Source organism: Sinomonas sp. RB5 (genome assembly GCF_054063535.1).
In genome coordinates, this window is record NZ_JBSSGJ010000004.1 from 115,693 (window position 1) to 139,281 (window position 23,589).

At 72.3% G+C, this 23,589-nt stretch carries 20 protein-coding genes; 7 read left to right on the forward strand and 13 right to left on the reverse strand.

Annotated features, from left to right (window positions below; all coding sequences use genetic code 11):
- Positions 1–21 precede the first annotated feature (21 nt).
- From ACVWWH_RS06800 to ACVWWH_RS06810, 3 genes are read right to left on the reverse strand one after another with little or no spacing between them, the layout of a single operon-like run.
- Positions 22–1,194, reverse strand: coding sequence for an acyl-CoA dehydrogenase family protein (locus ACVWWH_RS06800; RefSeq protein WP_066497193.1), 1,173 nt, complete (start codon positions 1,192–1,194; stop codon positions 22–24).
- Between the two features lie 3 nt (positions 1,195–1,197).
- Positions 1,198–3,324 (reverse strand): acetyl/propionyl/methylcrotonyl-CoA carboxylase subunit alpha, encoded by a 2,127-nt coding sequence (locus tag ACVWWH_RS06805; RefSeq protein ID WP_457316060.1) that lies wholly within the window; start codon positions 3,322–3,324, stop codon positions 1,198–1,200.
- 5 nt (positions 3,325–3,329) lie between these two features.
- Positions 3,330–4,937 carry a carboxyl transferase domain-containing protein gene (locus ACVWWH_RS06810; RefSeq protein ID WP_457316061.1) on the reverse strand — a complete coding sequence of 536 codons (1,608 nt, stop codon included), beginning with the start codon at positions 4,935–4,937 and terminating at the stop codon, positions 3,330–3,332.
- 122 nt (positions 4,938–5,059) lie between these two features.
- On the opposite strand from ACVWWH_RS06810, the gene ACVWWH_RS06815 reads away from it, so the two are divergent.
- Positions 5,060–5,674: a TetR/AcrR family transcriptional regulator gene (locus tag ACVWWH_RS06815; RefSeq protein ID WP_457316062.1), complete on the forward strand. Its 615-nt coding sequence runs from the start codon at positions 5,060–5,062 to the stop codon at positions 5,672–5,674.
- A 52-nt stretch (positions 5,675–5,726) separates the two neighbouring features.
- Here the strand turns inward: ACVWWH_RS06815 and ACVWWH_RS06820 are convergent, their stop codons facing one another.
- The 4 genes from ACVWWH_RS06820 to pdhA all read right to left on the reverse strand — a co-directional run bounded on the left by ACVWWH_RS06820 (position 5,727) and on the right by pdhA (position 13,140).
- Positions 5,727–9,290, reverse strand: coding sequence for a choice-of-anchor D domain-containing protein (locus tag ACVWWH_RS06820; protein ID WP_457316063.1), 3,564 nt, complete (start codon positions 9,288–9,290; stop codon positions 5,727–5,729).
- Between the two features lie 288 nt (positions 9,291–9,578).
- Entirely contained in the window at positions 9,579–11,000 is a 1,422-nt protein-coding gene (locus ACVWWH_RS06825) for a dihydrolipoamide acetyltransferase family protein (RefSeq protein WP_457316064.1), read from the reverse strand.
- Positions 10,997–12,016 (reverse strand): alpha-ketoacid dehydrogenase subunit beta, encoded by a 1,020-nt coding sequence (locus ACVWWH_RS06830; RefSeq protein ID WP_457316065.1) that lies wholly within the window; start codon positions 12,014–12,016, stop codon positions 10,997–10,999. The genes ACVWWH_RS06825 and ACVWWH_RS06830 overlap by 4 nt, the downstream gene beginning before the upstream one ends.
- The gene (gene pdhA, locus ACVWWH_RS06835) at positions 12,016–13,140 is read right to left on the reverse strand and encodes a pyruvate dehydrogenase (acetyl-transferring) E1 component subunit alpha (protein ID WP_066502198.1); all 1,125 of its coding nucleotides are present in this window, start codon (positions 13,138–13,140) and stop codon (positions 12,016–12,018) included. Before pdhA ends, ACVWWH_RS06830 begins: the two co-directional genes overlap by 1 nt.
- Positions 13,141–13,305: 165 nt before the next feature.
- Between pdhA and ACVWWH_RS06840 the strand changes: the two genes are divergently transcribed.
- A complete protein-coding gene (locus ACVWWH_RS06840) occupies positions 13,306–13,782 on the forward strand; it encodes an Lrp/AsnC family transcriptional regulator (protein ID WP_066497180.1) in 477 nt (158 codons plus the stop codon).
- 21 nt (positions 13,783–13,803) lie between these two features.
- Positions 13,804–14,328 (forward strand): hypothetical protein, encoded by a 525-nt coding sequence (locus ACVWWH_RS06845; RefSeq protein WP_066497179.1) that lies wholly within the window; start codon positions 13,804–13,806, stop codon positions 14,326–14,328.
- 97 nt (positions 14,329–14,425) lie between these two features.
- Here ACVWWH_RS06845 and ACVWWH_RS06850 read toward each other — a convergent pair whose 3' ends face one another.
- Entirely contained in the window at positions 14,426–16,030 is a 1,605-nt protein-coding gene (locus ACVWWH_RS06850; RefSeq protein ID WP_066497178.1) for a solute symporter family protein, read from the reverse strand.
- Positions 16,027–16,422 carry a DUF485 domain-containing protein gene (locus tag ACVWWH_RS06855; protein ID WP_066497176.1) on the reverse strand — a complete coding sequence of 132 codons (396 nt, stop codon included), beginning with the start codon at positions 16,420–16,422 and terminating at the stop codon, positions 16,027–16,029. The genes ACVWWH_RS06850 and ACVWWH_RS06855 overlap by 4 nt, the downstream gene beginning before the upstream one ends.
- A gap of 180 nt (positions 16,423–16,602) precedes the next feature.
- Here ACVWWH_RS06855 and ACVWWH_RS06860 point away from each other — a divergent pair, with 180 nt between their 5' ends.
- From ACVWWH_RS06860 to ACVWWH_RS06875, 4 genes are read left to right on the forward strand one after another with little or no spacing between them, the layout of a single operon-like run.
- Positions 16,603–17,823: a histidine kinase gene (locus ACVWWH_RS06860; RefSeq protein ID WP_457316066.1), complete on the forward strand. Its 1,221-nt coding sequence runs from the start codon at positions 16,603–16,605 to the stop codon at positions 17,821–17,823.
- Between the two features lie 5 nt (positions 17,824–17,828).
- A complete protein-coding gene (locus ACVWWH_RS06865) occupies positions 17,829–18,560 on the forward strand; it encodes a LytR/AlgR family response regulator transcription factor (RefSeq protein ID WP_457316067.1) in 732 nt (243 codons plus the stop codon).
- Positions 18,557–18,955, forward strand: a complete 399-nt coding sequence (locus ACVWWH_RS06870) for a hypothetical protein (RefSeq protein ID WP_066497171.1) — start codon at positions 18,557–18,559, stop codon at positions 18,953–18,955. The genes ACVWWH_RS06865 and ACVWWH_RS06870 overlap by 4 nt, the downstream gene beginning before the upstream one ends.
- Positions 18,952–20,436: a sodium/solute symporter gene (locus ACVWWH_RS06875; protein ID WP_457316068.1), complete on the forward strand. Its 1,485-nt coding sequence runs from the start codon at positions 18,952–18,954 to the stop codon at positions 20,434–20,436. The genes ACVWWH_RS06870 and ACVWWH_RS06875 overlap by 4 nt, the downstream gene beginning before the upstream one ends.
- A gap of 40 nt (positions 20,437–20,476) precedes the next feature.
- Here ACVWWH_RS06875 and ACVWWH_RS06880 read toward each other — a convergent pair whose 3' ends face one another.
- The 4 genes from ACVWWH_RS06880 to pyrH form a co-directional block, all read right to left on the reverse strand.
- Positions 20,477–21,052: a DivIVA domain-containing protein gene (locus ACVWWH_RS06880; protein WP_066497167.1), complete on the reverse strand. Its 576-nt coding sequence runs from the start codon at positions 21,050–21,052 to the stop codon at positions 20,477–20,479.
- 52 nt (positions 21,053–21,104) lie between these two features.
- Complete coding sequence (locus ACVWWH_RS06885) at positions 21,105–22,067, reverse strand: phosphatidate cytidylyltransferase (protein WP_457316069.1); 963 nt, start codon at positions 22,065–22,067, stop codon at positions 21,105–21,107.
- Positions 22,067–22,624, reverse strand: a complete 558-nt coding sequence (gene frr / locus ACVWWH_RS06890) for a ribosome recycling factor (protein ID WP_066497164.1) — start codon at positions 22,622–22,624, stop codon at positions 22,067–22,069. The genes ACVWWH_RS06885 and frr overlap by 1 nt, the downstream gene beginning before the upstream one ends.
- Positions 22,625–22,732: 108 nt before the next feature.
- Entirely contained in the window at positions 22,733–23,536 is an 804-nt protein-coding gene (gene pyrH, locus ACVWWH_RS06895; protein WP_229710953.1) for a UMP kinase, read from the reverse strand.
- Positions 23,537–23,589: the final 53 nt, after the last annotated feature.

Genomic DNA, 23,589 nt, shown 5'->3' on the forward strand with positions numbered 1-23,589 from the left:
CCCGTTTGGCTAGGGGCGGCTTCACAGCCCCAGCTCGCGCGCGATGAGCATGAGCTGGACTTCGGTGGTGCCCTCGCCGATCTCGAGGATCTTCGAGTCGCGGTAGTGCCGGGCGACCGTGGACTCGTTGATGAAGCCGTATCCGCCGAACACCTGGGTAGCGTCGCGGGCGTTGTCCATCGCCGCCTCCCCCGCGACCATCTTGGCGATCGCGGCCTCGGTCTTGAACGGCTTGCCGGCGAGCATGCGCGCGGCCGCGTCGTAGTAGGCGAGCCTGGCGGTGTGGGCGCGGGCCTGCATGCGGGCGATCTTGAACTGGATGGCCTGGTACTTGCCGATGTTCGTCCCGAACGCGGTGCGCTCCTTGGCGTACTTCACGGACAGGTCGACGCAGCCCTGGGCGGCGCCCGTGGCGAGGGCGGCGATCGCGATGCGGCCCTCGTCGAGGATGGAGAGGAAGTTGGCGTAGCCGCGGCCGCGCACGCCGAGGAGGTTCTCCTCGGGGACGCGGGCGTCCTTGAAGGAGAGCGGGTGCGTGTCCGAGGCGTTCCAGCCCACCTTGTTGTATGCCTTCTCCGCACGGAAACCCGGCGTGCCGGTGGGCACGATGATCGTGGAGATCTCCTTGCGGGCGGTCCCGTCGGGCCGCTCTTCCGTGCCGGTGACCGCCGTGACGGTCACGAAGCTCGTGATGTCCGTGCCGGAGTTCGTGATGAACTCCTTCGACCCGCTGATGACCCACTCGCGCCCGTCTGCCCCGTCCTCGAGCCGTGCGGTCGTCTTGGTCCCGCCGGCGTCCGACCCGGCCCCCGGCTCCGTCAGGCCGAAGCCGGCGAGCGCGCGGCCCGCAGCGAGGTCGGGCAGGAGCGCCTCCTTCTGCTTCTCGGTGCCGAAGCGGTGGATCGGCATGGCCCCGAGCGAGACGCCGGCCTCGAGCGTGATCGCGACCGACTGGTCCACGCGCCCGAGCTGCTCGAGCGCGAGGGCGAGCGCGAAGTAGTCCCCGCCCATCCCGCCGTACTCCTCGGGGAACGGCAGGCCGAACAGGCCCATCTCGCCCATCTGGGCGATCACCTCGTAGGGGAAGCTGTGCTCCTCGTCGTGGCGGGCGGACACGGGCGCGACGACCTCGTCGGCGAACTCGCGCACCGTGTCGGAGAGCTCCTGGTACTCGTCGGTGAGCTGGAAGTCCATGGGTCAGGCTCCTTCGTGCGCATCGCGCGGTGTGGCTTCGTGGGGGGTGACGGTGGCAACGACCTGGTCGGCCTTGACGAGGGCGCCGGGGGTGACGTGCAGTGCCACGGTCCCGGCGAGGGCCGCGACGAGCTGGTGCTCCATCTTCATGGCCTCCACGGAGACGAGCGGCTGGCCGGCCTCGACGGCCTGGCCGTGGTCGACGGCGACGGAGACGACCGTGCCGGGCATCGGCGTGCGGACTTCGGGGGCTGCCTCGCCCTCGTGCCGGTGCACGGCGGCGCGGAGCCGCTCGAGCCGCTCCGCGCGGCCGAGGACGGGGAGGGCGGCGGACCAGCCCGTGTCGCCGAGGTGCACGGTGCGCTCCCCCGCCGGGCCCTCCGTGAGGGCCCACGCGAAGCGGTGCTCTGCGCCCTCCAGGGCGAGCACGACGCCGGCCGGTCCCTCGCGCCGCAGGCTCGCCGTCCGCTCGGTTCCGCGCTCGCTGCCGACGTCGATGCGGACCGTGGCGGCGCAGGGGTCCGCGCCGCCCACGGGGCCACGCAGGGTGACGGTCACGACGCCGCCGTCCGCGGCTGAGAGGCTCACGCGCCGGGCGCCCGGGGCGCCCAGGCGCCAGCCGTCCGGGGCCCAGGGGCCGAGGGCGGCAGCCGGGGCGGCGCCGCTGCCGGCGGCCGGCACGGCCCCGGCGGCCAGGAGCGCCGCGGCGGCGTACTCGGCCTCCCCTGGGCCCCGGAAGGACAGGCCGGGCAGCCGGCGTTCGATCAGGGTCGTCTCCAGACGCCCGGCGCGCACGTCCTCGTCGGCGAGCAGGAGCCTGAGGTACTCAATGTTGGTCTCGACGCCGAGCACGGTGTAGCGCCCGAGCGCCGCGTCGAGCGTCCCGAGCGCCTCGCCCCGGGTGCGGCCCCACGCGATGCACTTGGCGAGCATCGGATCATAGTCCGAGCCGATGGCCAGGCCCGGCTCGAGGGAGCTGTCCACCCGCACGTGCTCCCCGGCCGGCTCCTGCAGCAGCGCGACGGTGCCGGTCGCCGGCAGGAAGCCCCGCGCGGGGACCTCCGCGTAGATGCGGGCCTCGATCGCGTGGCCGTCGAGGCGGATCTCCTCCTGGCGCAGGGCCAGGGGCTCGCCCGCGGCGACGCGGAGCTGCTGCTCGACGAGGTCGATGCCGGTGACCATCTCCGTCACGGGATGCTCGACCTGGAGGCGGGTGTTCATCTCCATGAAGAAGAACTCGTCCGGGGCCTCGTCGGAGACGAGGAACTCGACCGTGCCGGCGCCGACGTAGCCGACGGAGCGGGCGGCCTCGCAGGCCGCGGCCCCGATGCGGTCCCGGGTGCGGGCGCCCTGGTCCGTGGCGAACAGCGGCGAGGGGGCCTCCTCGATGACCTTCTGGTGCCTGCGCTGCAGGGAGCACTCGCGCTCGCCGAGGTGGATCGTGGTGCCGTGGGTGTCCGCGAGGACCTGGACCTCGATGTGCCGCGGGGCGCGGACGAGCCGCTCGAGGAGGAGCGTGCCGTCACCGAAGGCGGCCGTCGCGACCCTGCGCGCGGTCGCCAGGGCGGCCGGGAGGTCTGCCGCGGACTCGACGGCGGTCATGCCCTTGCCGCCCCCGCCGGCCGAGGGCTTGATGAGGATCGGGAACCCCACCTCGGCGGCCCGCTCGATGAGCTCCGCGTCAGTGAGCCCGGGCTCCGCGACGCCGGGGATGACCGGGACGCCGTAGCCGGCCACGTGGTTCTTGGCCCGGATCTTGTCCCCCATGACGGCGAGGGCCTCGGCGCCGGGGCCCACGAAGACGATGCCGGCGTCCGCGAGCGCGCGGGCGAGCTCGGCATTCTCGCTCAGGAAGCCGTAGCCGGGGTGGACGGCCTCTGCCCCGGTGGCGCGCGCCGCGTCGACGATGGCGGGGATGCTCAGGTAGCTCTGGGCCGCGGCGGCGGGGCCGATGCGGACGGCCTCGTCGGCCTCGTGGATGTGGCGCGCCCCGGCGTCGGCGTCGCTGTACACCGCGACTGAGGAGATGCCGAGCCGGCGCAGGGTGCGGATCACGCGGCACGCGATCTCGCCGCGGTTGGCCACGAGGACCTTGGCGAAGGGCCGGACGGAAGCAGTGGTGGCGGTCATGCGGCTCACATCCTGAAGACGCCGAAGGACGTCTCCGGCAGGGGTGACTGGGCAACGACGGCGAGGGCCATGCCGAGGACGCGGCGCGTGTCGGCCGGGTCGATCACGCCGTCGTCCCAGAGCCTCGCGGTCGAGTAGTAGGGGCTCCCCTGGGACTCGTACTGGGCGCGGATCGGGGCCTTGAAGGCGTCCTCCTCGGCAGCGGCCCACTCCTCGCCGCGGGCCTCGAACTGATCGCGCTTGACGGTCGCGAGCACGGATGCGGCCTGATTGCCGCCCATCACCGAGATGCGGCCCGCGGGCCACATCCACAGGAACCGGGGCGAGTACGCGCGCCCGCACATGGAGTAGTTGCCGGCGCCGAAGGAGCCGCCGATCACCACCGTGAGCTTGGGGACGCGGGTCGTGGCCACTGCCGTGACCATCTTCGCCCCGTGCTTCGCGATGCCTCCGTGCTCGTAGTCGCGGCCCACCATGAAGCCGGAGATGTTCTGCAGGAAGACGAGCGGGATGCCCCGTTGGTCGCACAGCTCGATGAAGTGAGCGCCCTTCATCGCCGACTCGGAGAACAGGACCCCGTTGTTCGCGACAATCCCGACCGGGTGCCCCTCGAGGTGCGCGAACCCGGTGACGAGCGTGGGGCCGTAGTCCTTCTTGAACTCGTGGAACTCGCTTCCGTCCACGAGTCGGGCGATGACCTCATGGACGTCGTACTGCGCATTGACGTCGACCGGCACCGCGCCGTACAGCTCGGACTGCTCGACCTTGGGCTCGACGGCGGCGCGCACCTCCCACGGGGCCGGTCCGGGGGGCGGGAGGGTCTCGACGATGCTGCGCACGATCTCGAGCGCATGCTCGTCGTTGTCGGCGAGGTGGTCGGCCACGCCCGAGACCTTCGCGTGGACCTCTCCCCCGCCCAGCTCCTCGGCGGTGACGACCTCGCCGATCGCCGCCTTCACGAGCGGCGGGCCGCCGAGGAAGATCGTGCCCTGGTTCCGCACGATCACGGTCTCGTCGCTCATCGCCGGCACATAGGCCCCGCCGGCGGTGCAGGAGCCGAGGACGGCCGCGATCTGGGGGACCTTGGCGGCGGAGAGGCGCGCCTGGTTGTAGAAGATCCGGCCGAAGTGGTCGCGGTCGGGGAACACCTCGTCCTGCTTGGGAAGGAACGCCCCGCCCGAGTCGACGAGGTAGATGCAGGGAAGCCGGTTCTCGAGGGCGATCTCCTGCGCGCGCAGGTGCTTCTTGACCGTCAGGGGGTAGTAGGTGCCGCCCTTGACCGTCGCGTCGTTCGACACGACCATCACGTGGCGGCCGTGGACGAGGCCGATGCCGGCGATGACCCCCGCCGCGGGGCACTCGCCGTCGTACATCCGGTCCGCAGCGAGCGGGGCGACCTCGAGGAACGGCGAGCCCTCGTCCAGCAGCACGTCGATCCGCTCGCGCGGGAGCAGCTTGCCGCGTGCCACGTGGCGCGCGCGGGACCGCTCGGGGCCGCCGAGCGCGGCGGCGGCGAGGCGCGCACGCAGTTCGTCGACGAGGGCGCGCTGGGCGGCATCGTTCTCGGCGAAGTCGGGGCCTGCCGGATCGATCCGGCTGGTCAGGGTATCCATCTGTCCTCCGGGACGGGCAGCGCCCGCATCAACTCGGTTAGTGACGGCTAACTGAGTTCTAAGTTAATGTGGATTAACTGTGATGTCCAGCACAGGGATTTTCCGCCGGACCGGGGAGGGATATGGGCGAGAGCGTGAGCCCGCGCGTGCAGGCCAAGGCCGAGCGGCGGCAGGCCATCCTCGACGCGGCGGCCGGGCTGTTCGCCGCCCAGGGCTACGCGGGGGCCTCGCTCGAGGACCTCGGTGCGGCGGCGGGCGTGAGCGGACCGGCCATCTACCGCCACTTCCCCGGGAAGCAGGCGGTCCTCGGGGCGCTGCTGGTCGGCGTGAGCGAGGACCTGCTCGAGGGGGGACGCCGGGTGGCGCTCGAGGCAGCCTCGGACGCGGCCGACGACGCCGCCCCCCTCCGCGCGCTCGTCGCCTTCCACGTGGACTTCGCCCTCGCCCAGCCGGACGTCATCCGGGTGCAGGACCGGGACTTCGGTTCCCTCGCGGACGCCGACCGCAGGCGCGTGCGTTCGCTCCAGCTCGCCTACGTCGAGGTGTGGTGCGACGCGCTGCGGCCCGTGCACCCGGCGGCGAGCGCCGCCGAGCTGCGGATGCGGGCCCAGGCCGTGTTCGGCCTCATCAACTCGACGCCGCACTCGGTGCGCAGGCCCGGGGGCAGCCTGGGGGCCTCCTCGGCCCGGGCGACACTGGCCGTCATGGCGGAAGCGGCGCTCACGGCCAGGCCGTGAGCGCCGCTCCCCCTTCAGGCCAGCAGACGGGACAGGTCGCTGGCCCAGGCCCTCAGCTGGAGGCGTTCACCATTCCGGTGGTGGAGCTCCAGGTCAGGCTGCCGTTCTCGAAGTCCTCCGCGCGTCCCACGGGGACGGAGTACTCGTCCGAGGTCGGGTAGCCGAGCCAGCTCTGCTCCCAGCCCATCGAGGCCCACGTCGCCCGGATCGCGCCGAGCACCGAGTGCGCTCCGGTCCATGGGGTCCAGTAGATCGAGGCCGCCTTGGAGAAGTGGTTGTAGCGGCCCGAGCCGTCGGGGGTCCCCTTCTCGTCGGTCGTCGGGTAGCCCAGCGGTCCCCGCTCCCAGCCGGACGCTGCCCACTCGGCCCGGATCGCGCCGCGGATCGAGTGCGCCCCCGTGGTCGGGGTCCAGTAGATGGAGGAGCCGCTGGAGCCGTTGAAGTGGTTGTAGCGACCGATCCCGTCCGGCGTGCCCATCTCATCCGTCGTGGGGTAGCCCAGCGGTCCCCGCTCCCAGCCCGAGGCCGCCCAGTTGGACCGGATCGCCCCGCGAACTGAGTGCGCACCCGTCGTCGACGTCCAGTAGATGGAGGCGCCGCCGGAGCCGTTGAAGTGGTTGTACCGGCCCTTGCCGTCCGGGGTGCCCAGCTCGTCCGTGGTCGGGTAGCCCAAGGGGCCCCGCTCCCAGCCCGAGGCCGCCCAGTTGGCCCGGATGGCGCCGTGCACCTCATGCGCCCCGGTCGTGGACGTCCAGTAGATGGAGGCGCCGCCCGAGCCGGAGAAGTGGTTGTACGCCCCGATGCCGTCCGGGGTCTTGGTCTCGTCCGTGGTCGGGAAGCCGAGGAAGCCCTTGGGGCCGCCCGCCGCGGCGTAGCGGGTGTAGATGGCCCCGTTGACCTCGTGGGTCCCCGTGGTGGGCGACCAGCAGATGATGCCGGAGGTGTAGTCCTGGCAGGTGCCGGTGCCCACGCTGTACTCGGCGGTGAGGGCCTGTCCGAGCGGCGAGGACCATGTCCCCGCGCCGATCTTCTGCGCGTACGCGGCGACGGGGTCGTTGACGCCGTAGCCGGTGAGCATGACCTCCTGGGCGCCGGAGCCGTCGTCCGCCGTGATGAGGTAGTAGGTGTCCGCCGTGCCGGCCTGCCCGACCGCGGTCGGGGAGAAGGTCACGCTCTGGAACACGGAGTCCCCGGGCGGGATCACCAGGCCCTCGGAGACGGGGGTCGTGGTGGTGAACACGCCCTGCGGCGCCTTCGCCTTGGTGATCGTCATCGGGATGTTGCCGGTGTTCTGGATCTGGAAGGAACTGGTGGCCCATCCGCCGACCGGGACGTTGCCGAAGTCGAGGGACGCGGGGACCTGCAGGTGGGACGCCCCGGTGATGGACGTGGCGCTGATCGGCACCGTCACTCCGCCGAGGTTGCTCGTCACGGTCAACGAGTCGCTCACGGTGGCCGCGACCGTCGGGGTGAACGTGACCGACACGGGGACGGAGGCGAGCGGCTGGATCGTGGACCCGATCGCGGGCACCGTGGTCGGATCCACCACGAGGGCCGAGTTCGTGGGCAGGGTCACGGCGCTGACGGTGACCGCCGTCGTGCCGGTGTTGACGATGTTGACGGTCTGTCGGCTGACTGTGCCCGTCGGGACGTTGGTGAAGGTGAGCGACGTCGGCGTGGCGCCGAGGCCGTCCTTGGTGCCGATGCCGTGGACGCCCAGGAGGTCGGTCTCGCCGTCGGAGGTCTTCACGGTCAGAGTGCCGTCTGATTCGCCGGTGGTCGTGGGGGCGAACGTCACGGGGAGGGAGAGGCTGGCCCCGGTGGCCAGGGACGTGGGGAAGGTGGCCGAGGTGCCGATCCCGAAGGGGGCGCTCGTGGTGATCGAGCTGATCGTCACGGCGCGCGTGGCCGTGATGGTCACGGCCGTCGTGGAGCTCGTGCCGACCGCGACCTGGCCCAGGTCGCTGTTCGTGGAGCCCACGGCAGCCTGCGTCGGGATGCCGAAGGCGAGGACGTGCCCGTCCCGGGTGCCCACGTAGACCTTGCCGGCGTTGGTGGCGACAGAGACGAACTTCGCCGCCGTGCCGATCGGGGCGCTGAAGACCTGGGCGAGCTTGCCGGTGCTGTCCGGGATGGCCCGGTACGCGCGGAGCTGGGCGTTGGTGCCCGTGCCGTCGCCGGCGTAGACGACCCACACGAGCGCCGTGGACGGGTCGGTGCCGGAGGAGGTCACCACGGGGGACCCGGAGGAGAAGCCGAAGGTCCCGCTCGAGGTCCCGACCGAGGCGAGCTGGACCCCGCCCGTGCTCGTGGGGACGATCTTGGAGGCGCGCAGGTAGCCGTTGTTCTCGACCTGGTAGACGTACCCGCCCTGCGTGGTGCCGAGGAACGCGGAGCGCCCCCACACCCCGTTGTAGGGCCCGGCCGTGTCCACGATGGCGTCGGTGCCGCCGGTGCCCTGGGCCATGCCCCCGAGGTTGTCACGGTCGAGCAGGTAGATGTGCCCGTCCTTGCCGGTCTGCACCATCAGGTGCGGGTGCGCGGAGGTGCCGTAGCCGTCCGGGATCGCGATCGGCGCCCCGGAGCCCAGGTCGGCGTCGTTCTGGTTCAGCTTCACGTTCGCGGCCGGGCTGAAGAAGTCCTGTGCTGTCAGGTTGCCGTCCGTGCCGACCTGCAGCCGGACCACGGACTCGGCCAGGGTGGCCGGCGGAGAGGATCCGGGCGAGGTCTGCGGGGCGATGCCGTTGCCGGTGGCGAAGAGGATCCGCCCGGGCCCGTCGGAGACGAGGCCGCCGCCGGACTGCCAGATGCCGCCCTCGGCGTTGCTGACCCCGGATTCGGTGGCCCACATCGTGGTCTGCTTGCCCGCCGTCGAGACCCCGACCACATAGCCCACAAAGGGGTTGTAGTCGCAGTGGCTCGCGAAGCCGGCGTACACCACCCCGCCCATGAGCAGCAGGCCTGGCCGCTGCATCGCGGTCAGCGCGTTGAAGGGGTGGGTGGGGTCATTGGTGGGGGCGCCGTTGATCATCACCGGGAAGCCGGCCCGCTCGGCGCCGGTCGTGATGTCGATCGAGTGCATGTACCAGTGGGGCAGCTGCGCATTCGCCCCGTCGTTGGTCTTCGCGGTCAGGAAGACGCTGTTCGTCGCCGCATCGTAGACCGGGCTGGAGGTGATGCCGATGTTGGGCACCAGGTCCCCGCAGCTCACCGTCGAGGCCGGCCACGCCGGGCCCACCGAGCGGGTCCACTTCACCGCGCCGGTCGTGGCATCGAGGCCGTAGACCGCGTTGTTCTCGGTCGCGGCGACGACCGTCTGGCCGACCACGAGCGGCTGCGCGTACACCTGCCCGTCCACCGCGGTGGAGAACAGCTTGCCGAAGTTCGTAGACCCGACGGCTGACGGGGAGAGGGCGCTCTCGCTGCTGTCCCAGCCCGTCCGCAGGCTGTCCACCGCGATCGTGCCGACGTCCGCGGAGGCCGTCGTGCCCACGAGCAGCCCCGCCCCGACGAGCGCTCCGGCCAGCACCGCGGAGATGGCTCTCCGGGGCACTCTGGCGGTGCGGTGCCGGGCATGGCGCGGGCCGCGGATCCGTAGGCTTCCGATGGGCTCCATGAGCAGGCTCCCCTACCCTCGCCGCCGCCGGCGGGCTGCTGGCGACGTGATAGAAGGAGCGTAAAAATTGGGGCCCATGAGGCGCCCGAGTAATCCGTACCCGTCTTTCCGGGGACTCCAGGGGGCCCTACTCGGGCGATTTCTGACCGTGTACGCAGGGGACCGCGGGGGCCCCACTGGCCGGGTACTCGGCTGCACAGAGTGCCACTACGGGGGCCAGCGGGAGCCGGACACACGGAAGCCCGGCGGGCCCGCGATTCCGCGGGCCCGCCGGGCTTCCGGTGGGCGTCACACCATGGTGAGTACCATGCCCGGATCGGCGAGGATGGCACCGACATCGGCGAGGAACCGGGAGGCCTGCTCGCCGTCCACGAGGCGGTGGTCGAAGGAGAGCGAGAGCGTCATCACCTGCCGCAGGGCGATCTGGCCCTGATGCTCCCAGGGGAGCCTGCGGACCTGGCCCATGGCCAGGATGGCGGCCTCGCCCGGGTTGAGGATCGGGGTGCCCGCGTCGACTCCGAAGACGCCGACGTTGGTGATGGAGATCGTTCCCCCGGACAGGTCCGCCGGCGCCGTGCGGCCGTCCTTCGCCGTCTCGGCGAGCGCGGCGATCCCAGCGGCCAGGTCGGCGAGCGAGAGCTCCTGGGCGTCCTTGACGTTCGGCACCACGAGCCCGCGGGGCGTGGCGGCGGCAATGCCGAGGTTCACGTAGTGGTACTGGACGATCTCCTGCGCGTCCTCGTCCCAGCGCGAGTTGAGCGACGGGCTCCGGCGCAGAGCGATGAGCACGGCCTTCGCGACGAGCGTGAGCGGGGTGATCTTCTGGCCCGCGAACGCGCGGCTCTCGCGCAGCCGCCCGAGGAGCTCCATCGCGGGCGTGACGTCCACGGTGAGGAACTCGCTGGCGTGGGGGGCGGTGAACGCACTCGCGACCATCGCCGCCGCCGTGTGCTTGCGCACGCCCCTGATGGGCGTCCTGGATTCGCGCACGGCGCCGGCGGGCGGCTGGGCGGCCGGGGCGCCTGCCGCCGGGGCGGTCCCCGCAGGGGCCGTGCCGGCAGCACCGGTTCCGATCGAGGCGAGCACGTCGTCGCGGGTGATGAGCTCTCGCGGGCCCGTGCCGGCCAGGCCCGCGAGGTCCACCCCGAGGTCCTTGGCCAGCTTGCGCACGGGAGGGGTGGACCGGGGACGCTCCGCGGGGCGGGGCTCCGTCTCCCTCGCGCCGGGCCCTGGTGCCGGAGCGGGTGCCGGCTGCGCTCCGCCCGGCTCGGCTGCCGGGGCCGGCCCTACGACCGACAGGCGGGCGCGGCGCGCGGGCCGTGCTCCGGTCTCCGGCATGGCGCCGTAGCCCACGAGCGTCGCCTGGCGCTGGGGCGCCTCCCCTGCCGCACCCGAGGACGTAGGCGAGGCGGCAGCGGCAGGCGGGCGGCCGGCGTCGGCCGCGACCTCGAATTCGGCGATCGGCGCCCCGACGGCCACGACGTCCCCCGGCTCGGCGAGCAGCGCCGTGACGGTGCCGGTGTAGGGGCTCGGGAGCTCGACGACGGCCTTGGCGGTCTCGACCTCGCCGATGACCTGGTTGAGGCGGACCGAGTCTCCCACCGCGACGCGCCAGGAGACGATCTCGGATTCCGTGAGGCCCTCGCCCAGGTCCGGGAGCAGGAACGGGCGCGTCACGCCGGATCCCGGCCCGACCGTGGCCGCGCTCATGCCCCATCCTCCAGTCCGCTGAGGGAGTTGGGCCTGTCCAGGGCGCGGTCCACGCCGTCGAGGATCCGGTCCAGGTCGGGCAGGTGGTGGAACTCGAGCTTGGACGGAGGGTAGGGCACGTCGAAGCCGGTCACGCGCACCGGGGCGTGCTCGAGGTGGTAGAAGCACCGCTCGGTGAGGACGGCGGCCAGCTCGGCGCCGAGCCCGAGCGTCTGCGAGGCCTCGTGCGCGATGACGAGCCGGCCCGTCTTCCGCACGGACGCCTCGAGCGGGCCGTAGTCCACCGGCGAGAGGGACCTCAGGTCGATCACCTCGATGGACACCCCCTCGTCGGAGGCCGCGACCGCGGCGTCGAGGCACGTCTTCACCATCGGCCCATAGGCGAGGAGGGTGACGTCGCTCCCCTCCGCGGCGATCCGGGCCGAGCCCATCGGCAGCGCCCCGGCGCCCGGCTCGAGTGCCTCGTCGACCTCGCCCTTGTCGTGGTAGCGGCGCTTGGGCTCGAGGAACACCACCGGGTCGTCGCAGGCGATGGCCTCCTGCATCATCGTGTACGCATCCTGGGGGGTGGAGGGCGAGACGACGCGCAGCCCGGCGGTGTGCGCGAAGTACGCCTCCGGCGACTCGGAGTGGTGCTCGGGCGAGCCGATGCCCCCGCCGTAGGGCAGGCGCAGGGTGATCGGCAGGGTCACGGCGCCCCGGGTGCGGTAGTGCATCTTGGCGACCTGGGAGACGATCTGGTCGAAGGCCGGGTACACGAAGCCGTCGAACTGGATCTCCACGACGGGTCGGTAGCCCCGGTAGGCCATGCCGATGGCAGTGCCCATGATGCCGGACTCCGCGAGCGGCGTGTCGATGACCCGGTGGGCGCCGAAGTCCTTCTGGAGCCCGTCGGTGATGCGGAACACCCCGCCGAGGCGGCCGATGTCCTCGCCCATGAGCACGACCTTGGGGTCCCGCTCCATCGCCTTGCGCAGGCCTGCGTTGAGCGCCTTGGCGAACGTCATCCCGGCCATCAGCGGGCCCCCTCCGTGTGTGCGCCGGCGGCGTGCGCGGCGTGGTCGTCGAACCCGGCGTGGAACCGCTCGAAGTGCTCGCGCTGCCGGTCCAGGGCCGCGTGCGGCCCGGCGTAGACATGCTCGAAGAGCTCCCCCGGCGCGGGATCGGGCATGTGGATCGTGGCCTCGCGCAGGGCGGCGGCGACGTCGTCGGCCTTCTCGGCGGCCCGGGCCCGGAGGCCGTCGTCGAGGACGCCCTCGGCGCGCAGGTACGCCTCGAGCCGGGAGATCGGGTCGCGGCCGCGCCAGTCCTCGAGCTCGTTCGCGTCGCGGTACCTCGTGGGATCGTCCGCGGTGGTGTGGGCGCCCATCCGGTAGGTGACCGCCTCGATGTACGAGGGTCCGTTGCCCGAGCGGGCCCGCCCGAGGGCCTCACGGGTCGCGGCGAGGCAGGCGAGGACGTCGTTGCCGTCGATCCGCGCGCTCGGGATGCCGAACCCGGGCGCGCGGAGCCCGATCGGCACGTGGGCCTGCACGCCCACGGGCTCGGAGATCGCCCAGTGGTTGTTCTGGCAGAAGAACACGACCGGGGCCTGGAAGCTGGCCGCGAAGACCATCGACTCGTTCACGTCGCCCTGGCTCGTGGCGCCGTCGCCGAAGTAGGTGATGACGGCGGTCTCCGCGCCGTCGAACTGGACGCCCATGGCGTACCCGACGGCGTGCAGGGACTGGGCGCCGATCACCACCTGGGTCGGTGCCATGTTGTGCCGGAACGGGTCCCAGCCCGCGTTCGCGGCGCCGCGCCACTGCCGCATGAGGTCCGGCAGCGGGATGCCGCGGGCGTAGGCGACCGCGATCTCCCGGTAGCTGGCGAAGATGAAGTCATCGGGTGCAATGGCGTGGGCCGAGCCGATCTGCGCGGCCTCCTGGCCGAGGAACGGCGGCCACAGGCCGAGCTGGCCCTGGCGCTGGAGGGCCGTCCCCTCGGCGTCGATGCGGCGGGCGACCACCATGTCCTCGTAGAGCGAGGCGAGGGCCTCGGGGCCGAGGTCGGCCACGAGGGCGTCGTACCGTTCATGGGGCCGGCGTTCGCCGTGGGGGGAGAGAAGCTGGATCGGCGAGCCGTCGTCGCCGGTCGACATCTGGTAGCTGGACACTGGGTACGCATCCCTCTCTGATCTCGGGAGGCCTGTGGGCCGCCGGGTTAATGTGACGATACTCACAACCATCAGGGGGTACAACCAATCGCGCGCACACTGCGCACGGTGCCCAAACTGACAGGTCCGGAGCGTGCTAGCCTGCGCACCATGCACGTCGTCGACGCCACCGACGCCCGGATCCTGCGGGCGCTGTCCGAGGATCCCCGCCGCACCGTCGTGGCCCTCGCCCAGGAACTGGGCCTCTCCCGGAACACGGTGCAGGCGAGGCTCGCGCGCCTCGAGGCCGGCCACGTGTTCCTCGGCTTCGACCGCCGCATCAGCCCGGCGGCCCTCGGCTATCCCCTGCTGGCGTTCATCACCGTCCACGTCCAGCAGCGCAAGCTCGCCGAGATCACCGAGCACATCGCCGGGATTCCCGAGGTCCTCGAGGGGCACGGCCTCACCGGGACAGCCGACCTGCTGCTCCGGGTCGTGGCCCTCGACGCCGAGGACCTGTTCAGGATCAACGGCAAGATCCTCGCCGTGGACGGCGTCGAGCGGACCGATACCGCCCTCGCGATGGGCGACCTCATACCATTCAGGATGGACCCGCTCCTCGCGAGGGGCCCCCGACCGCCCGCCTAGCGCCGAGGACTGACCCGCACGATGACGTTCCCCCAGCTGCCCAACCAGAGCCAGGCCCGCATGGAGCGGCCCCGCGAGCCCACCCCGCAGGAGCTGTGGGCGGGGCCGGGCGGGGCGCCGAGGAAGCGGAGCCCGTGGCTGTGGATCGGGCTGGGCGTGGGCGGCGCCGCAGCCCTCCTCGCCGTGGCCGCGGCGGTGGTCCTGGCCCTCGTGGTCTTCAGCCCCGGCGCGGGCGTCAAGCGGGCCTCCGAGCAGATGAGCGCCGACCTCGCCTCGGGCAACCTCTCCCGCGCCTACGGCGAGTTCACCCCGGCCCTCAAGCAGCACCTGAGCGAGACCGAGCTCACGAGCAGGCTCACCGAACTCCAGATCGATCCGACGTGCGCCGCCGACATCCAGCGGGCCGACTCGCTCGCCCGCGCCGGCCAGCGGCCCCGCGGCACCGCCGAGGGGGTCCTCGTCTGCGGCAGCCGGGCGTTCGACCTCTCCTACCGCTGGGAGGGCGACCCGCTCATGCTCGACGGCATCAGGATCCAGCCCCGCTGACGCACGACGGCGCGTGCCCGGCCCGCGCTGCCCGGAACCACGGCGGGCGGCGGCCCCCGCTGGGAGCCGCCGCCCGCCGTCGTACGCGAGGGTGACGCTAGTGCGAGACCGCCTTCTCGGCGCCCACGCCGGTGAGGGACCGGACCTCCATCTCCGCCTGCTTGGCCGGATCCTCCCGCCGCTTGTCGAGGACCGTGCCGAGCCAGCCGAGGGCGAAGGCGAGCGGGATCGAGACGATGCCGGGGTTGCTCAGCGGGAACCAGGCGAAGTGCGCACCGGGGATCATCGACGTCTTCGACCCGGAGACCACCGGCGAGAAGGCGATGAGCAGGACCGCGGAGGCCAGGCCGCCGTAGATGCTCCAGAGCGCGCCCTGGGTGGTGAACCTCTTCCAGAAGAGCGAGTAGAGGATCGTGGGCAGGTTGGCCGAGGCCGCCACCGCGAAGGCGAGGGCCACGAGGAAGGCGACGTTCTGGCCGTTGGCGAAGATGCCGCCGACGATCGCGAAGATGCCGATCACGACGACGGTGCGGCGCGCCACCTTGACCTCCGAGGCCGGGGTGGTCCTGCCTTTGGCGAGGACGTTCGCGTAGATGTCGTGGGCGAACGAGGCCGCCGCGGTGATGGTCAGGCCCGCCACGACGGCGAGGATGGTCGCGAACGCGACCGCCGAGATGAACCCGAGCAGGAGCGGGCCGCCGAGCTGGAACGCGAGCAGCGGCGCCGCCGAGTTCACCCCGCCGGGGGCCTTCTTGATCGCGTCCGCGCCGATGAGGGCCGCCGCGCCGTACCCGAGCACGAGCGTGAAGAGGTAGAAGGCGCCGATGATCCAGATCGCCCACACGACCGACTTGCGGGCCTCCTTCGCGGTCGGCACCGTGTAGAAGCGCATCAGGACGTGTGGCAGGGCCGCGGTGCCGAGGACGAGCGCGAGGCCGAGGGAGACGAAGTCGAGCTTGGAGGTGCCGTCCTTGCCGTAGGCGAGGCCCGGGTTCAGCAGCTTCTCGCCGCCCGCTCCGGCGGTGTGCACCGCGCTGTCCAGGAGCGTGGAGAGGTTGAAGCCGTTCATCGCCAGCACCATGATCGTCATGACGAACGCCCCCGCGATGAGCAGGATCGCCTTGATGATCTGCACCCAGGTAGTGCCCTTCATGCCGCCGAGGAGCACGTACATGATCATGAGGGCGCCGACCACAGTGATGACGACCGCCTGGCCGCCCCAGTCGGAGATGCCCAGGAGCAGCGCGATCAGTCCCCCGGCCCCTGCCATCTGGGCCAGGAGGTAGAAGAAGCACACGGCGAGGGTCGAGATGGCGGCCGCGATGCGCACAGGTCGCTCGCGGAGGCGGAACGCGAGGACGTCCGCCATCGTGAACTTGCCGGTGTTGCGCAGGAGCTCGGCGACGAGCAGCAGGGCGACGAGCCAGGCGACGAGGAAGCCGATGGAGTAGAGGAAGCCGTCATAGCCGTTGACGGCGATCGCGCCGGTGATCCCCAGGAACGAGGCGGCGGAGAGGTAGTCGCCGGAGATGGCCGTGCCGTTCTGGCCGCCGGTGAAGGACCGGCCGCCCGCGTAGTAGTCCGCCGCGGTCCTGTTGTTCCTGCCCGCGCGGATCACGATCACGATCGTGACGGCCACGAACAGGGCGAAGATCGACATGTTGAGCCAGGTGCTGCTCTGCAGGCTTGCTGCGACGTTCATCGGGTGCTCTCCTCGCTGCCTGCGGCGTGGGCGCCCGACGAGGCGCCGCCCTGCTCGATCTCGTTCCGGATGGCCTCTGCGGCCGGGTCGAGCCTCTTGTTGGCGTGGTGGACGTACCAGGCGGTGATGGCGAACGTGCTCGCGAACTGCGCCAGGCCGAGCACGAGGCCGACCGTGATGCTGCCGGCGAGCTTGATCGACATGAAGTCGTGCGCGTAGTCGGCCAGCAGGACGTACAGGAAGTACCAGAGCAGGAACGCTCCGGCGATCGGGAACACGAAGCTGCGGTGGCTGGCGCGCAGCGCGCGGAACTCGTCGCTGGACTGGACCAGCTGGAAGTCCGGGTGCGGGGCCGTGCCGGCCCTCGCGTCCCGGGAGGCGTCGTTGCCCATGAGTCCTCCTGAGGTATGCCGGCGCGGTGCCCGGCGGATGCGTGATGCACATCACTGTTGCGCCCCCCCGGCGGTGCCAGCCAGAGCCGCGCGACGGGCCAGCGCCGAGCGGCCGCGAGCGTGCGCCGAACGGTGCCGCGCCCACGCCGAGTGGCTGCCGCGTGCGGCTAGCCTTGCATCATGTCCCCCGATGCCCTGACGCTCGTCGCCCTGGCCCTCGTGCTGGTGGCCGGCGTGGCCGTGGGCGCCGTCGCGTGGCGGACGTGGGGATCACGCCGGGAATTCGGCAGCGATGCGGAGCGCGCGAGCTACACGATCCTGCACTCGGCCGCGCAGGCGGGCCGTTCCCTCCGCGGGGGCCTCGGCCCCGAGGGCGCGGCGAAGGCCGCCCACCACCTGCGCTCCATGCTCGGCGCGCCCGCGCTCGCCCTGACCGACGACTCGCGCCTGCTCGCCTGGGACTGCGAGAGCCCGGCGCACGCGGATGCCGTGATGGCGCTGGCCGCGAGGACGCTCGCCCACGGGCGCGCCCGCGTGGCCGGCGGGGACGAGGTCGGCTGCGCGGCGGTGGGCTGCACGGAGGCGGACTGCCGCCTGCGCGGCGCCGTCGTCGCGCCCGTCCGGGTCGGCGCCCGCGTGATCGGCACGGTCGTGGCGTTCTCGCCCTCGGCCGGAGCCGGACTCGTGCGGGCCACCCGCGAGGTGGCGGACTGGGTCGCGGCCCAGGCCGAGCTCGCCGAGCTGGACAGGTCCAGGACGCTGCTCATGGAGGCCGAGGTGCGTGCACTGAGGGCGCAGATCAGCCCGCACTTCATCTACAACGCGCTCACCGCGATCGCCTCCTACATCCTCACCGACCCGGCCCGGGCGCGGGAGCTCCTGGTCGAGTTCGCCGACTTCACCCGGTACTCGTTCCGCCGGCACGGCGACTTCACGACGCTCGCGGAGGAGCTCAAGAGCATCGACCAGTACCTCCTGCTCGAACGGGCCCGCTTCGGCGAGCGGCTCCAGGTGAGCCTGCGCATCGCCCCGGAGGTGCTGGGCGTCCCCATCCCCTTCCTGAGCCTCCAGCCGCTGGTCGAGAACGCGGTGCGGCACGGTCTTGAGGCCCGGGAGGGAACGGGGCACATCAGCATCACCGCCGAGGACTCCCCGCACGAGGCGCTCGTGCAGATCGAGGACGACGGCGCGGGCATGGACCCCGAACGGCTCCGCGAGGTCCTGGCCGGACGCGCCGGCGGCCTCCACGTGGGCCTGCGGAACGTGGACGCGCGGCTGCGGCAGGTCTACGGCGACGACCACGGCCTCGTCATCGAGACCGCGCCCGGGCACGGCACGCTCGTGACCGTGCGCGTCCCCAAGTCGCAGCCGGAGCACGAGGTGCGTCCGCCGATAGACTGAGCCGCATGATCAGTGCCCTCGTCGTCGACGACGAGCTGCCCGCGGTCCAGGAGCTGACGTACCTCCTGGGCCGCGACGAGCGCATCGGCGCGGTCCACTCGGCGACCTCCGGGACCGAGGCCCTCAAGGTCCTCGAGCGCGAGGAGATCGATGCCCTCTTCCTCGACATCCACATGCCCGGCCTGAGCGGGCTCGAGCTGGCCCGCGTGATCGCCCGCTTCGCCGCCCCGCCCGCCGTCGTCTTCGTCACCGCCGACGACGACCACGCCGTCGAGGCCTTCGACCTCGCCGCCGTGGACTACCTCCTCAAGCCGGTCCGCCCCGAGCGGCTCGAGCGGTGCGTGGCGCGGGTCGCCGAGGCGCGCGAGGGCACCCGGGCCCCGCAGGCGGATGCCCCCGAGGTCATCACAGTCGAGCAGGGCGGGGTCACCCGGATGATCCGCCGGGACGAGGTGGCCTTCGTGCAGGCCCAGGGCGACTATGCCCGGCTGCACACCGCGGAGGGCAGCTACCTGGTACGGGTCCCCCTGACGGACCTGGAGCGGCAGTGGGGCGCGGCGGGCTTCGTACGGATCCACCGTTCCTACCTCGTGGCCATGGACGCCGTGCAGCAGCTGCGGCTCGGCGGCCCGCAGCCGACCGTGCTGGCCGGCGGCTCGGAGCTCCCGGTGAGCCGCCGCTGCCTCCCGGGCCTGCGCGAGCGGCTCGCAGCGGGCCGGATCCGGCCGCTGCCGTGACGGCGCCGGAGGCCGGGGACCGGCGGATCGACCGCTCGCGGCGGGTGCGGGTGACCGCGCCGGCCTCGAGCGCCGCCAGGGCGCCCAGGACTCCCCCGCTCGCGCGCGAGGTGGCCGAGCAGTCGGAGCTCGGCGGCGTGGTGCTGCGCTCGCTCCTGCGCTCCCAGTTCCGCCTGGCGGCGCTCGTCGCGGGCGCCTTCCTCACGGCCGTGGCCGTGCTGTGGGTCATCTCCGAGGCCGCGGGGGACCTGCCCTGGCTGCCCGGGGTCCCGCTCGTGTGGCTGCTGGTGGGGGCACTGCCGTACCCCGCGGCGCTCGTCGCGGCGGTGGCCTACTACCGGGCCGCGAACCGCACCGAGCAGCGCTATGCCGAGCTCCTCGAGGACCACCCGTGACTGCGGCCATCGGCCTCGCGGCGCTCGGCGCCGTGGCGGTCGCCACGGTCCTCGTCGGCTTCTACGGGCTGCGGATCTCCCGCACCACGAGCGACTTCTACGTCGCGTCCCGCACGGTGCGCCCCTGGTGGAACGCCTCGGCCATCGGCGGGGAGTACCTCTCCGCGGCGAGCTTCCTGGGCGTGGCCGGGCTCATCATGGTCAGCGGCTCCCAGGCCCTGTGGTACCCGGTGGGGTACACCGCCGGCTTCCTCATGCTCCTGCTGTTCGTGGCCGCTCCGCTGCGCCGCTCGGGGGCGTACACGATCCCCGACTTCGCGGCCGCGCGGCTCGGCTCCCTCGCGGCCCGTCGCACCACGAGCGTCCTCGTGGTCCTGATCGGCTGGCTGTACATCATCCCGCAGCTGCAGGGGGCGGCGCTCGCGGTGCGGATCACCACCGGGCTGCCCGGCTGGATCGGCTCGGCGGCCGTGGTCGCCGTCGTCGTCCTCGCGGTCATGCTCGGCGGCATGCGCTCGATCACGTTCGTCCAGGCCTTCCAGTTCTGGCTCAAGCTGGCGTGCCTGGCCGTGCCGGTCTTCTTCCTCGTGCTGCTGATCGCCGGCCGGGGCCTGCCGGCGGCCCCTGGGGAGGGGCTCGCGGCCCTGTCCGCCGTGCCGGGCGCGTCCGACGGCGGCTACCGCACCTTCTCGCTGCTGCTCGCCCTGCTCTTCGGGACCCTCGGGCTCCCGCACGTCCTGGTCCGCTTCTACACCAACCCGGACGGAGTCACGGCCCGGAGGACCACGGTGATCGTGCTCGGGCTGCTCACGGTGTTCTACGTCTTCCCCACCGCGGTGGGCCTCATCGGCCGGCTCGCCGCGCCGGACCTCGCGGCGCACGGCGACGCGGTCGCGATCCTCCTGCCCGAGCGGCTGCTCGCCGGCCCGCTCGGGACCGCGCTCTCGGCCCTCGTGCTCGCCGGCGCGATGGCCGCTTTCCTGTCCACGACCTCGGGGCTGCTCGTCTCGGTGGCAGGGGTCATCAGCCAGGAGCTGTTCGGCGGGAGCGTGCGCGGCTTCAGGACGGCCGCGGCGCTCTCGGCCCTGGTTCCCCTCGTGGCCGCCCTGGGCATGGGCGGCCAGGGCCTCGCCGGGAGCGTGGGGCTCGTGTTCGCCTTCACGGCCTCGACCATCTGTCCCCTGCTCGTGCTGGGCATCTGGTGGCGGCGGCTGACGCCGGCGGGCGCGATCGCGGGCATGGGCGTCGGCGCCGTGGCGTGCGGCGGCGCGCTCGTGGCCTCCGCCGCGCTGGGGGCGGGCCTCTGGGGCGAGGCGGCCCGCGTCTCCGCGCTCGCCGTCGCGTGCGCCCAGCCTGCGGCCTGGACCGTGCCGCTCGCGTTCGCGGTGATGATCGTCGTCTCACGCGCGAGCAGGCGCAGCGTCCCCCGGGGCGCGGACCGCTTCCTGGTGCGGCTCCACTCCCCCGAGCCGCGGCGCTGACGCTGGCCGGCAGCGCGTGGCGGCCGGCCGGCGTCGTGCGTCAGTCGATGGCGGCCATGAGCTCGACGGCGCGGTCGAGGAAGGCGTCGACCTGGGTCTCCTCGTAGCCTTCCCGGCCCGTGACGGTGCGGAACACGGCCGTGCGCACGTCGTCGGCCGTCATCGGCGAGCCGTGCTCGAGGTAGTCGAGGAGGCGGATGCACAGGCTGTCGACGTCGTCGACGTGGTAGCTGGGGGCCTTCGGGCTCGAGGGGCGCCGGAACCGCTCGCCGTCGGCGCGCACGAGCCGCCCGCGCAGGATCCCGGCGAGCTGCCCGATCTCGCGCAGCCAGACGTCCTCGCCCGAATGCTGGATCAGCTCGTCCCGCTCGCGGCGGGCGAAGGCGTCCTCGAGGCGGTCCAGCGCGGCGTCGACCTCGGCGGCGTCGTAGCCGCCGCGGACGGCGTCGAAGGAGACCGTGCGCACGTCGTGGCTCGTCACCGCTGGGGCGGACGGGTCCTCGAGGAAGTCCCGGGCCGCCGACATGAACTTCTCAACCTGCTTGGGGCTGTAGCCCAGCTCGCCGCGGGCGACACGATCGAACCCTGCCGCCGCGCTGTCCTCGGTGTGCGCCACGTGTGTGCGTCCTCTCTGGAGTGCTCGAAAGACCATCATGGGAACCCGCCGGCTAGGAGCCCGGCAGGAGACTGAAGACCAGGAACGCCGCCGGCGTGGCGAAGAGGATCGAATCGAGACGATCCATCATGCCGCCGTGGCCCGGGAGGATACTGCTCATGTCCTTGATCCCCAGCTCGCGCTTGACCATCGACTCGGCGAGGTCGCCAGCCGTCGCAGCGCCGACCATCACGACCGCGAGGACGAGGCCCTCCCACCAGGGGCGCCCCAGCAGGAGCACCGCCCCGAGCACCCCCACGACCATCGCTCCGCCGACCGAGCCCGCGAAGCCCTCCCAGGACTTCTTCGGGCTGATCTTGGGGGCCATCGGGTGCCGGCCGAGGCTCGCGCCCACAATGTAGCCGAAGGTGTCGTTGGCCACGACGAGCAGCAGCGTCAGCGCGAGCTCGAGGGTGGGGTGCGGCACCGTGCCGCCCTGCCACAGGCCGAGGCCCGGAGGGGGGGCCGTGGCATGCAGGGGCAGTACGGCGTATCCGAGGAGGAACGGGATCCACAGGACCACGAACACGCCGGCGAAGACGCCCCGCGCGGCGCCCTCCGGGTGCTCGAGGCTCTGCCACAGGAGCACGGCCGCGCAGCTGGCCAGGAGCGCGAACAGCTGCGCCTCCTGGCCGCCGAAGTAGGCGGTGGCGGGAATCGCCACGGCTGCCGCCAGCACCGGCACGGCCGGAATCCGGGTGCCGTGCGTCTCGAGCGCCCGGTACACCTCCCAGACCCCCAGCAGCGCTGCCGCGACGGCGATCAGCACGAAGCCTAGAGGCCACAGGAACAGGCCCGCGAGCAGGAGGATCAGCAGGGCGAGGCCCACCGAGATGGCGGCGGGCAGGTTGCGGCCGGCGCGCGAGAGCGGCTTGGGCCTGCGGTCACGGCTCAGTCCGGGGAGCCCGCCCCCCGGTGCCTGTCCGTCTGAGGAGGGGGGCCCCGGGCTCGGCGCGTCGGGCTGGGGCTCGCTCATCAGACTTCGAGCAGCTCGGCTTCCTTGCGCTTGACCAGGTCTTCGACCGCATCGACGTGCTTCTTGGTGAGGGAGTCGAGCTCCTTCTCGCCGCGCACGCCGTCGTCCTCGCCGACCTCGCCGTCCTTGACGAGCTTGTCGAGGGACTCCTTGGCCTTGCGGCGGATGCTGCGGATCGAGACCTTGGCGTCCTCGCCCTTGCCCTTGACGATCTTCACGTACTCCTTGCGGCGCTCCTGCGTGAGCTCCGGCAGGACCACGCGGATCACGTTGCCGTCGTTGGACGGGTTGGCTCCGACCTCGGAGTCGCTGAGCGCCTTCTCGACGTCGCGCAGCGCGCTCTTGTCGTACGGGGTGATGAGGATCGTCCGGGCGTCCGAGACCTGGAAGGAGGCCAGCTGCTGCAGCGGGGTGGGCGTGCCGTAGTAGTCCACCATGACCTTCGCGTACAGGGCGGGGTTGGCACGGCCCGTGCGGATCGACGCGAAGTCCTCCTTGGCCACCTCGACCGCCTTCTCCATCTTCTCGGTGGCTTCGAGCAGGGTCTCTTCGATCACGTCGCACTCCTTGTGGACTTCGTTTGCAGCGTACGGCAGGGGCCGGGCGCGCAGCGCCGGCCCCCGCCGGAGGGGACTAGGAACATCCTAGCTGTATGTGGGTGGCCGTCAGGCGGTCACACGGGTGCCGAGGGACTCGCCGCGGATCGCCTTCGTGACGTTGCCCTCGCCCTCCATGCCGAACACGACCATGTCGAGCTTGTTGTCCTTGCACATGGTCATGGCCGTCTGGTCCATGACCCGGATGTCCCGGCGCAGCGCCTCGTCGTAGGTGAGGTGCTCGAGCTTGATGGCGGTGGGGTCCTTCTTCGGGTCCGCCGTGTACACGCCGTCGACCCCGCTCTTGGCCATGAGCACCTCGTCGGCGTGGACCTCGAGGGCGCGCTGCGCGGCAACGGTGTCGGTCGAGAAGTAGGGCAGGCCGGCCCCGGCGCCGAAGATCACCACCCGGCCCTTCTCCATGTGCCGGATCGCGCGGCGCGGGATGTAGGCCTCGGCGACCTGTCCCATGGTGATGGCGCTCTGCACGCGGGTCTCGACCCCGGCCTGCTCGAGGAAGTCCTGGAGGGCGAGGCAGTTCATGACGGTGCCGAGCATCCCCATGTAGTCCGCGCGCGAGCGGTCCATGCCGGAGAGGGAGAGCTCGGCGCCGCGGAAGAAGTTGCCGCCGCCCACGACGATGGCGATCTCCACCTCGTCCACTGCCGCGGCGATCTGCTCTGCCACTGCCCGCACGGTCCCGGGGTCGACGCCGAGCTTGCCGCCGCCGAACACCTCCCCCGAGAGCTTGAGCAGGACCCGGCGGCGGCGCGGCTGCGGGTCGTCGATGCCCGAGGCGTCCACCGCCGTCTCGTCCAGGGGCTCGTCGGCGGTGGAGGGGATAGTGGGGTCGGCAGTCGTTACGGATTCCATGGATGTGTCCCCTCGTGTGGAGCGTCTGGGCGGGAGCCTGGGTCTAGAGTAGC

What these genes read in the sequence shown, in the direction of transcription:
- ACVWWH_RS06800 (WP_066497193.1), bottom strand. Translation starts at nt 1,194, where the DNA reads ATGGACTTCCAGCTCACCGACGAGTACCAGGAGCTCTCCGACACGGTG.
- ACVWWH_RS06805 (WP_457316060.1), bottom strand. Translation starts at nt 3,324, where the DNA reads ATGACCGCCACCACTGCTTCCGTCCGGCCCTTCGCCAAGGTCCTCGTG.
- ACVWWH_RS06810 (WP_457316061.1), bottom strand. Translation starts at nt 4,937, where the DNA reads ATGGATACCCTGACCAGCCGGATCGATCCGGCAGGCCCCGACTTCGCC.
- ACVWWH_RS06815 (WP_457316062.1), top strand. Translation starts at nt 5,060, where the DNA reads ATGGGCGAGAGCGTGAGCCCGCGCGTGCAGGCCAAGGCCGAGCGGCGG.
- ACVWWH_RS06820 (WP_457316063.1), bottom strand. Translation starts at nt 9,290, where the DNA reads ATGGAGCCCATCGGAAGCCTACGGATCCGCGGCCCGCGCCATGCCCGG.
- ACVWWH_RS06825 (WP_457316064.1), bottom strand. Translation starts at nt 11,000, where the DNA reads ATGAGCGCGGCCACGGTCGGGCCGGGATCCGGCGTGACGCGCCCGTTC.
- ACVWWH_RS06830 (WP_457316065.1), bottom strand. Translation starts at nt 12,016, where the DNA reads ATGGCCGGGATGACGTTCGCCAAGGCGCTCAACGCAGGCCTGCGCAAG.
- pdhA (WP_066502198.1), bottom strand. Translation starts at nt 13,140, where the DNA reads ATGTCGACCGGCGACGACGGCTCGCCGATCCAGCTTCTCTCCCCCCAC.
- ACVWWH_RS06840 (WP_066497180.1), top strand. Translation starts at nt 13,306, where the DNA reads ATGCACGTCGTCGACGCCACCGACGCCCGGATCCTGCGGGCGCTGTCC.
- ACVWWH_RS06845 (WP_066497179.1), top strand. Translation starts at nt 13,804, where the DNA reads ATGACGTTCCCCCAGCTGCCCAACCAGAGCCAGGCCCGCATGGAGCGG.
- ACVWWH_RS06850 (WP_066497178.1), bottom strand. Translation starts at nt 16,030, where the DNA reads ATGAACGTCGCAGCAAGCCTGCAGAGCAGCACCTGGCTCAACATGTCG.
- ACVWWH_RS06855 (WP_066497176.1), bottom strand. Translation starts at nt 16,422, where the DNA reads ATGGGCAACGACGCCTCCCGGGACGCGAGGGCCGGCACGGCCCCGCAC.
- ACVWWH_RS06860 (WP_457316066.1), top strand. Translation starts at nt 16,603, where the DNA reads ATGTCCCCCGATGCCCTGACGCTCGTCGCCCTGGCCCTCGTGCTGGTG.
- ACVWWH_RS06865 (WP_457316067.1), top strand. Translation starts at nt 17,829, where the DNA reads ATGATCAGTGCCCTCGTCGTCGACGACGAGCTGCCCGCGGTCCAGGAG.
- ACVWWH_RS06885 (WP_457316069.1), bottom strand. Translation starts at nt 22,067, where the DNA reads ATGAGCGAGCCCCAGCCCGACGCGCCGAGCCCGGGGCCCCCCTCCTCA.
- pyrH (WP_229710953.1), bottom strand. Translation starts at nt 23,536, where the DNA reads ATGGAATCCGTAACGACTGCCGACCCCACTATCCCCTCCACCGCCGAC.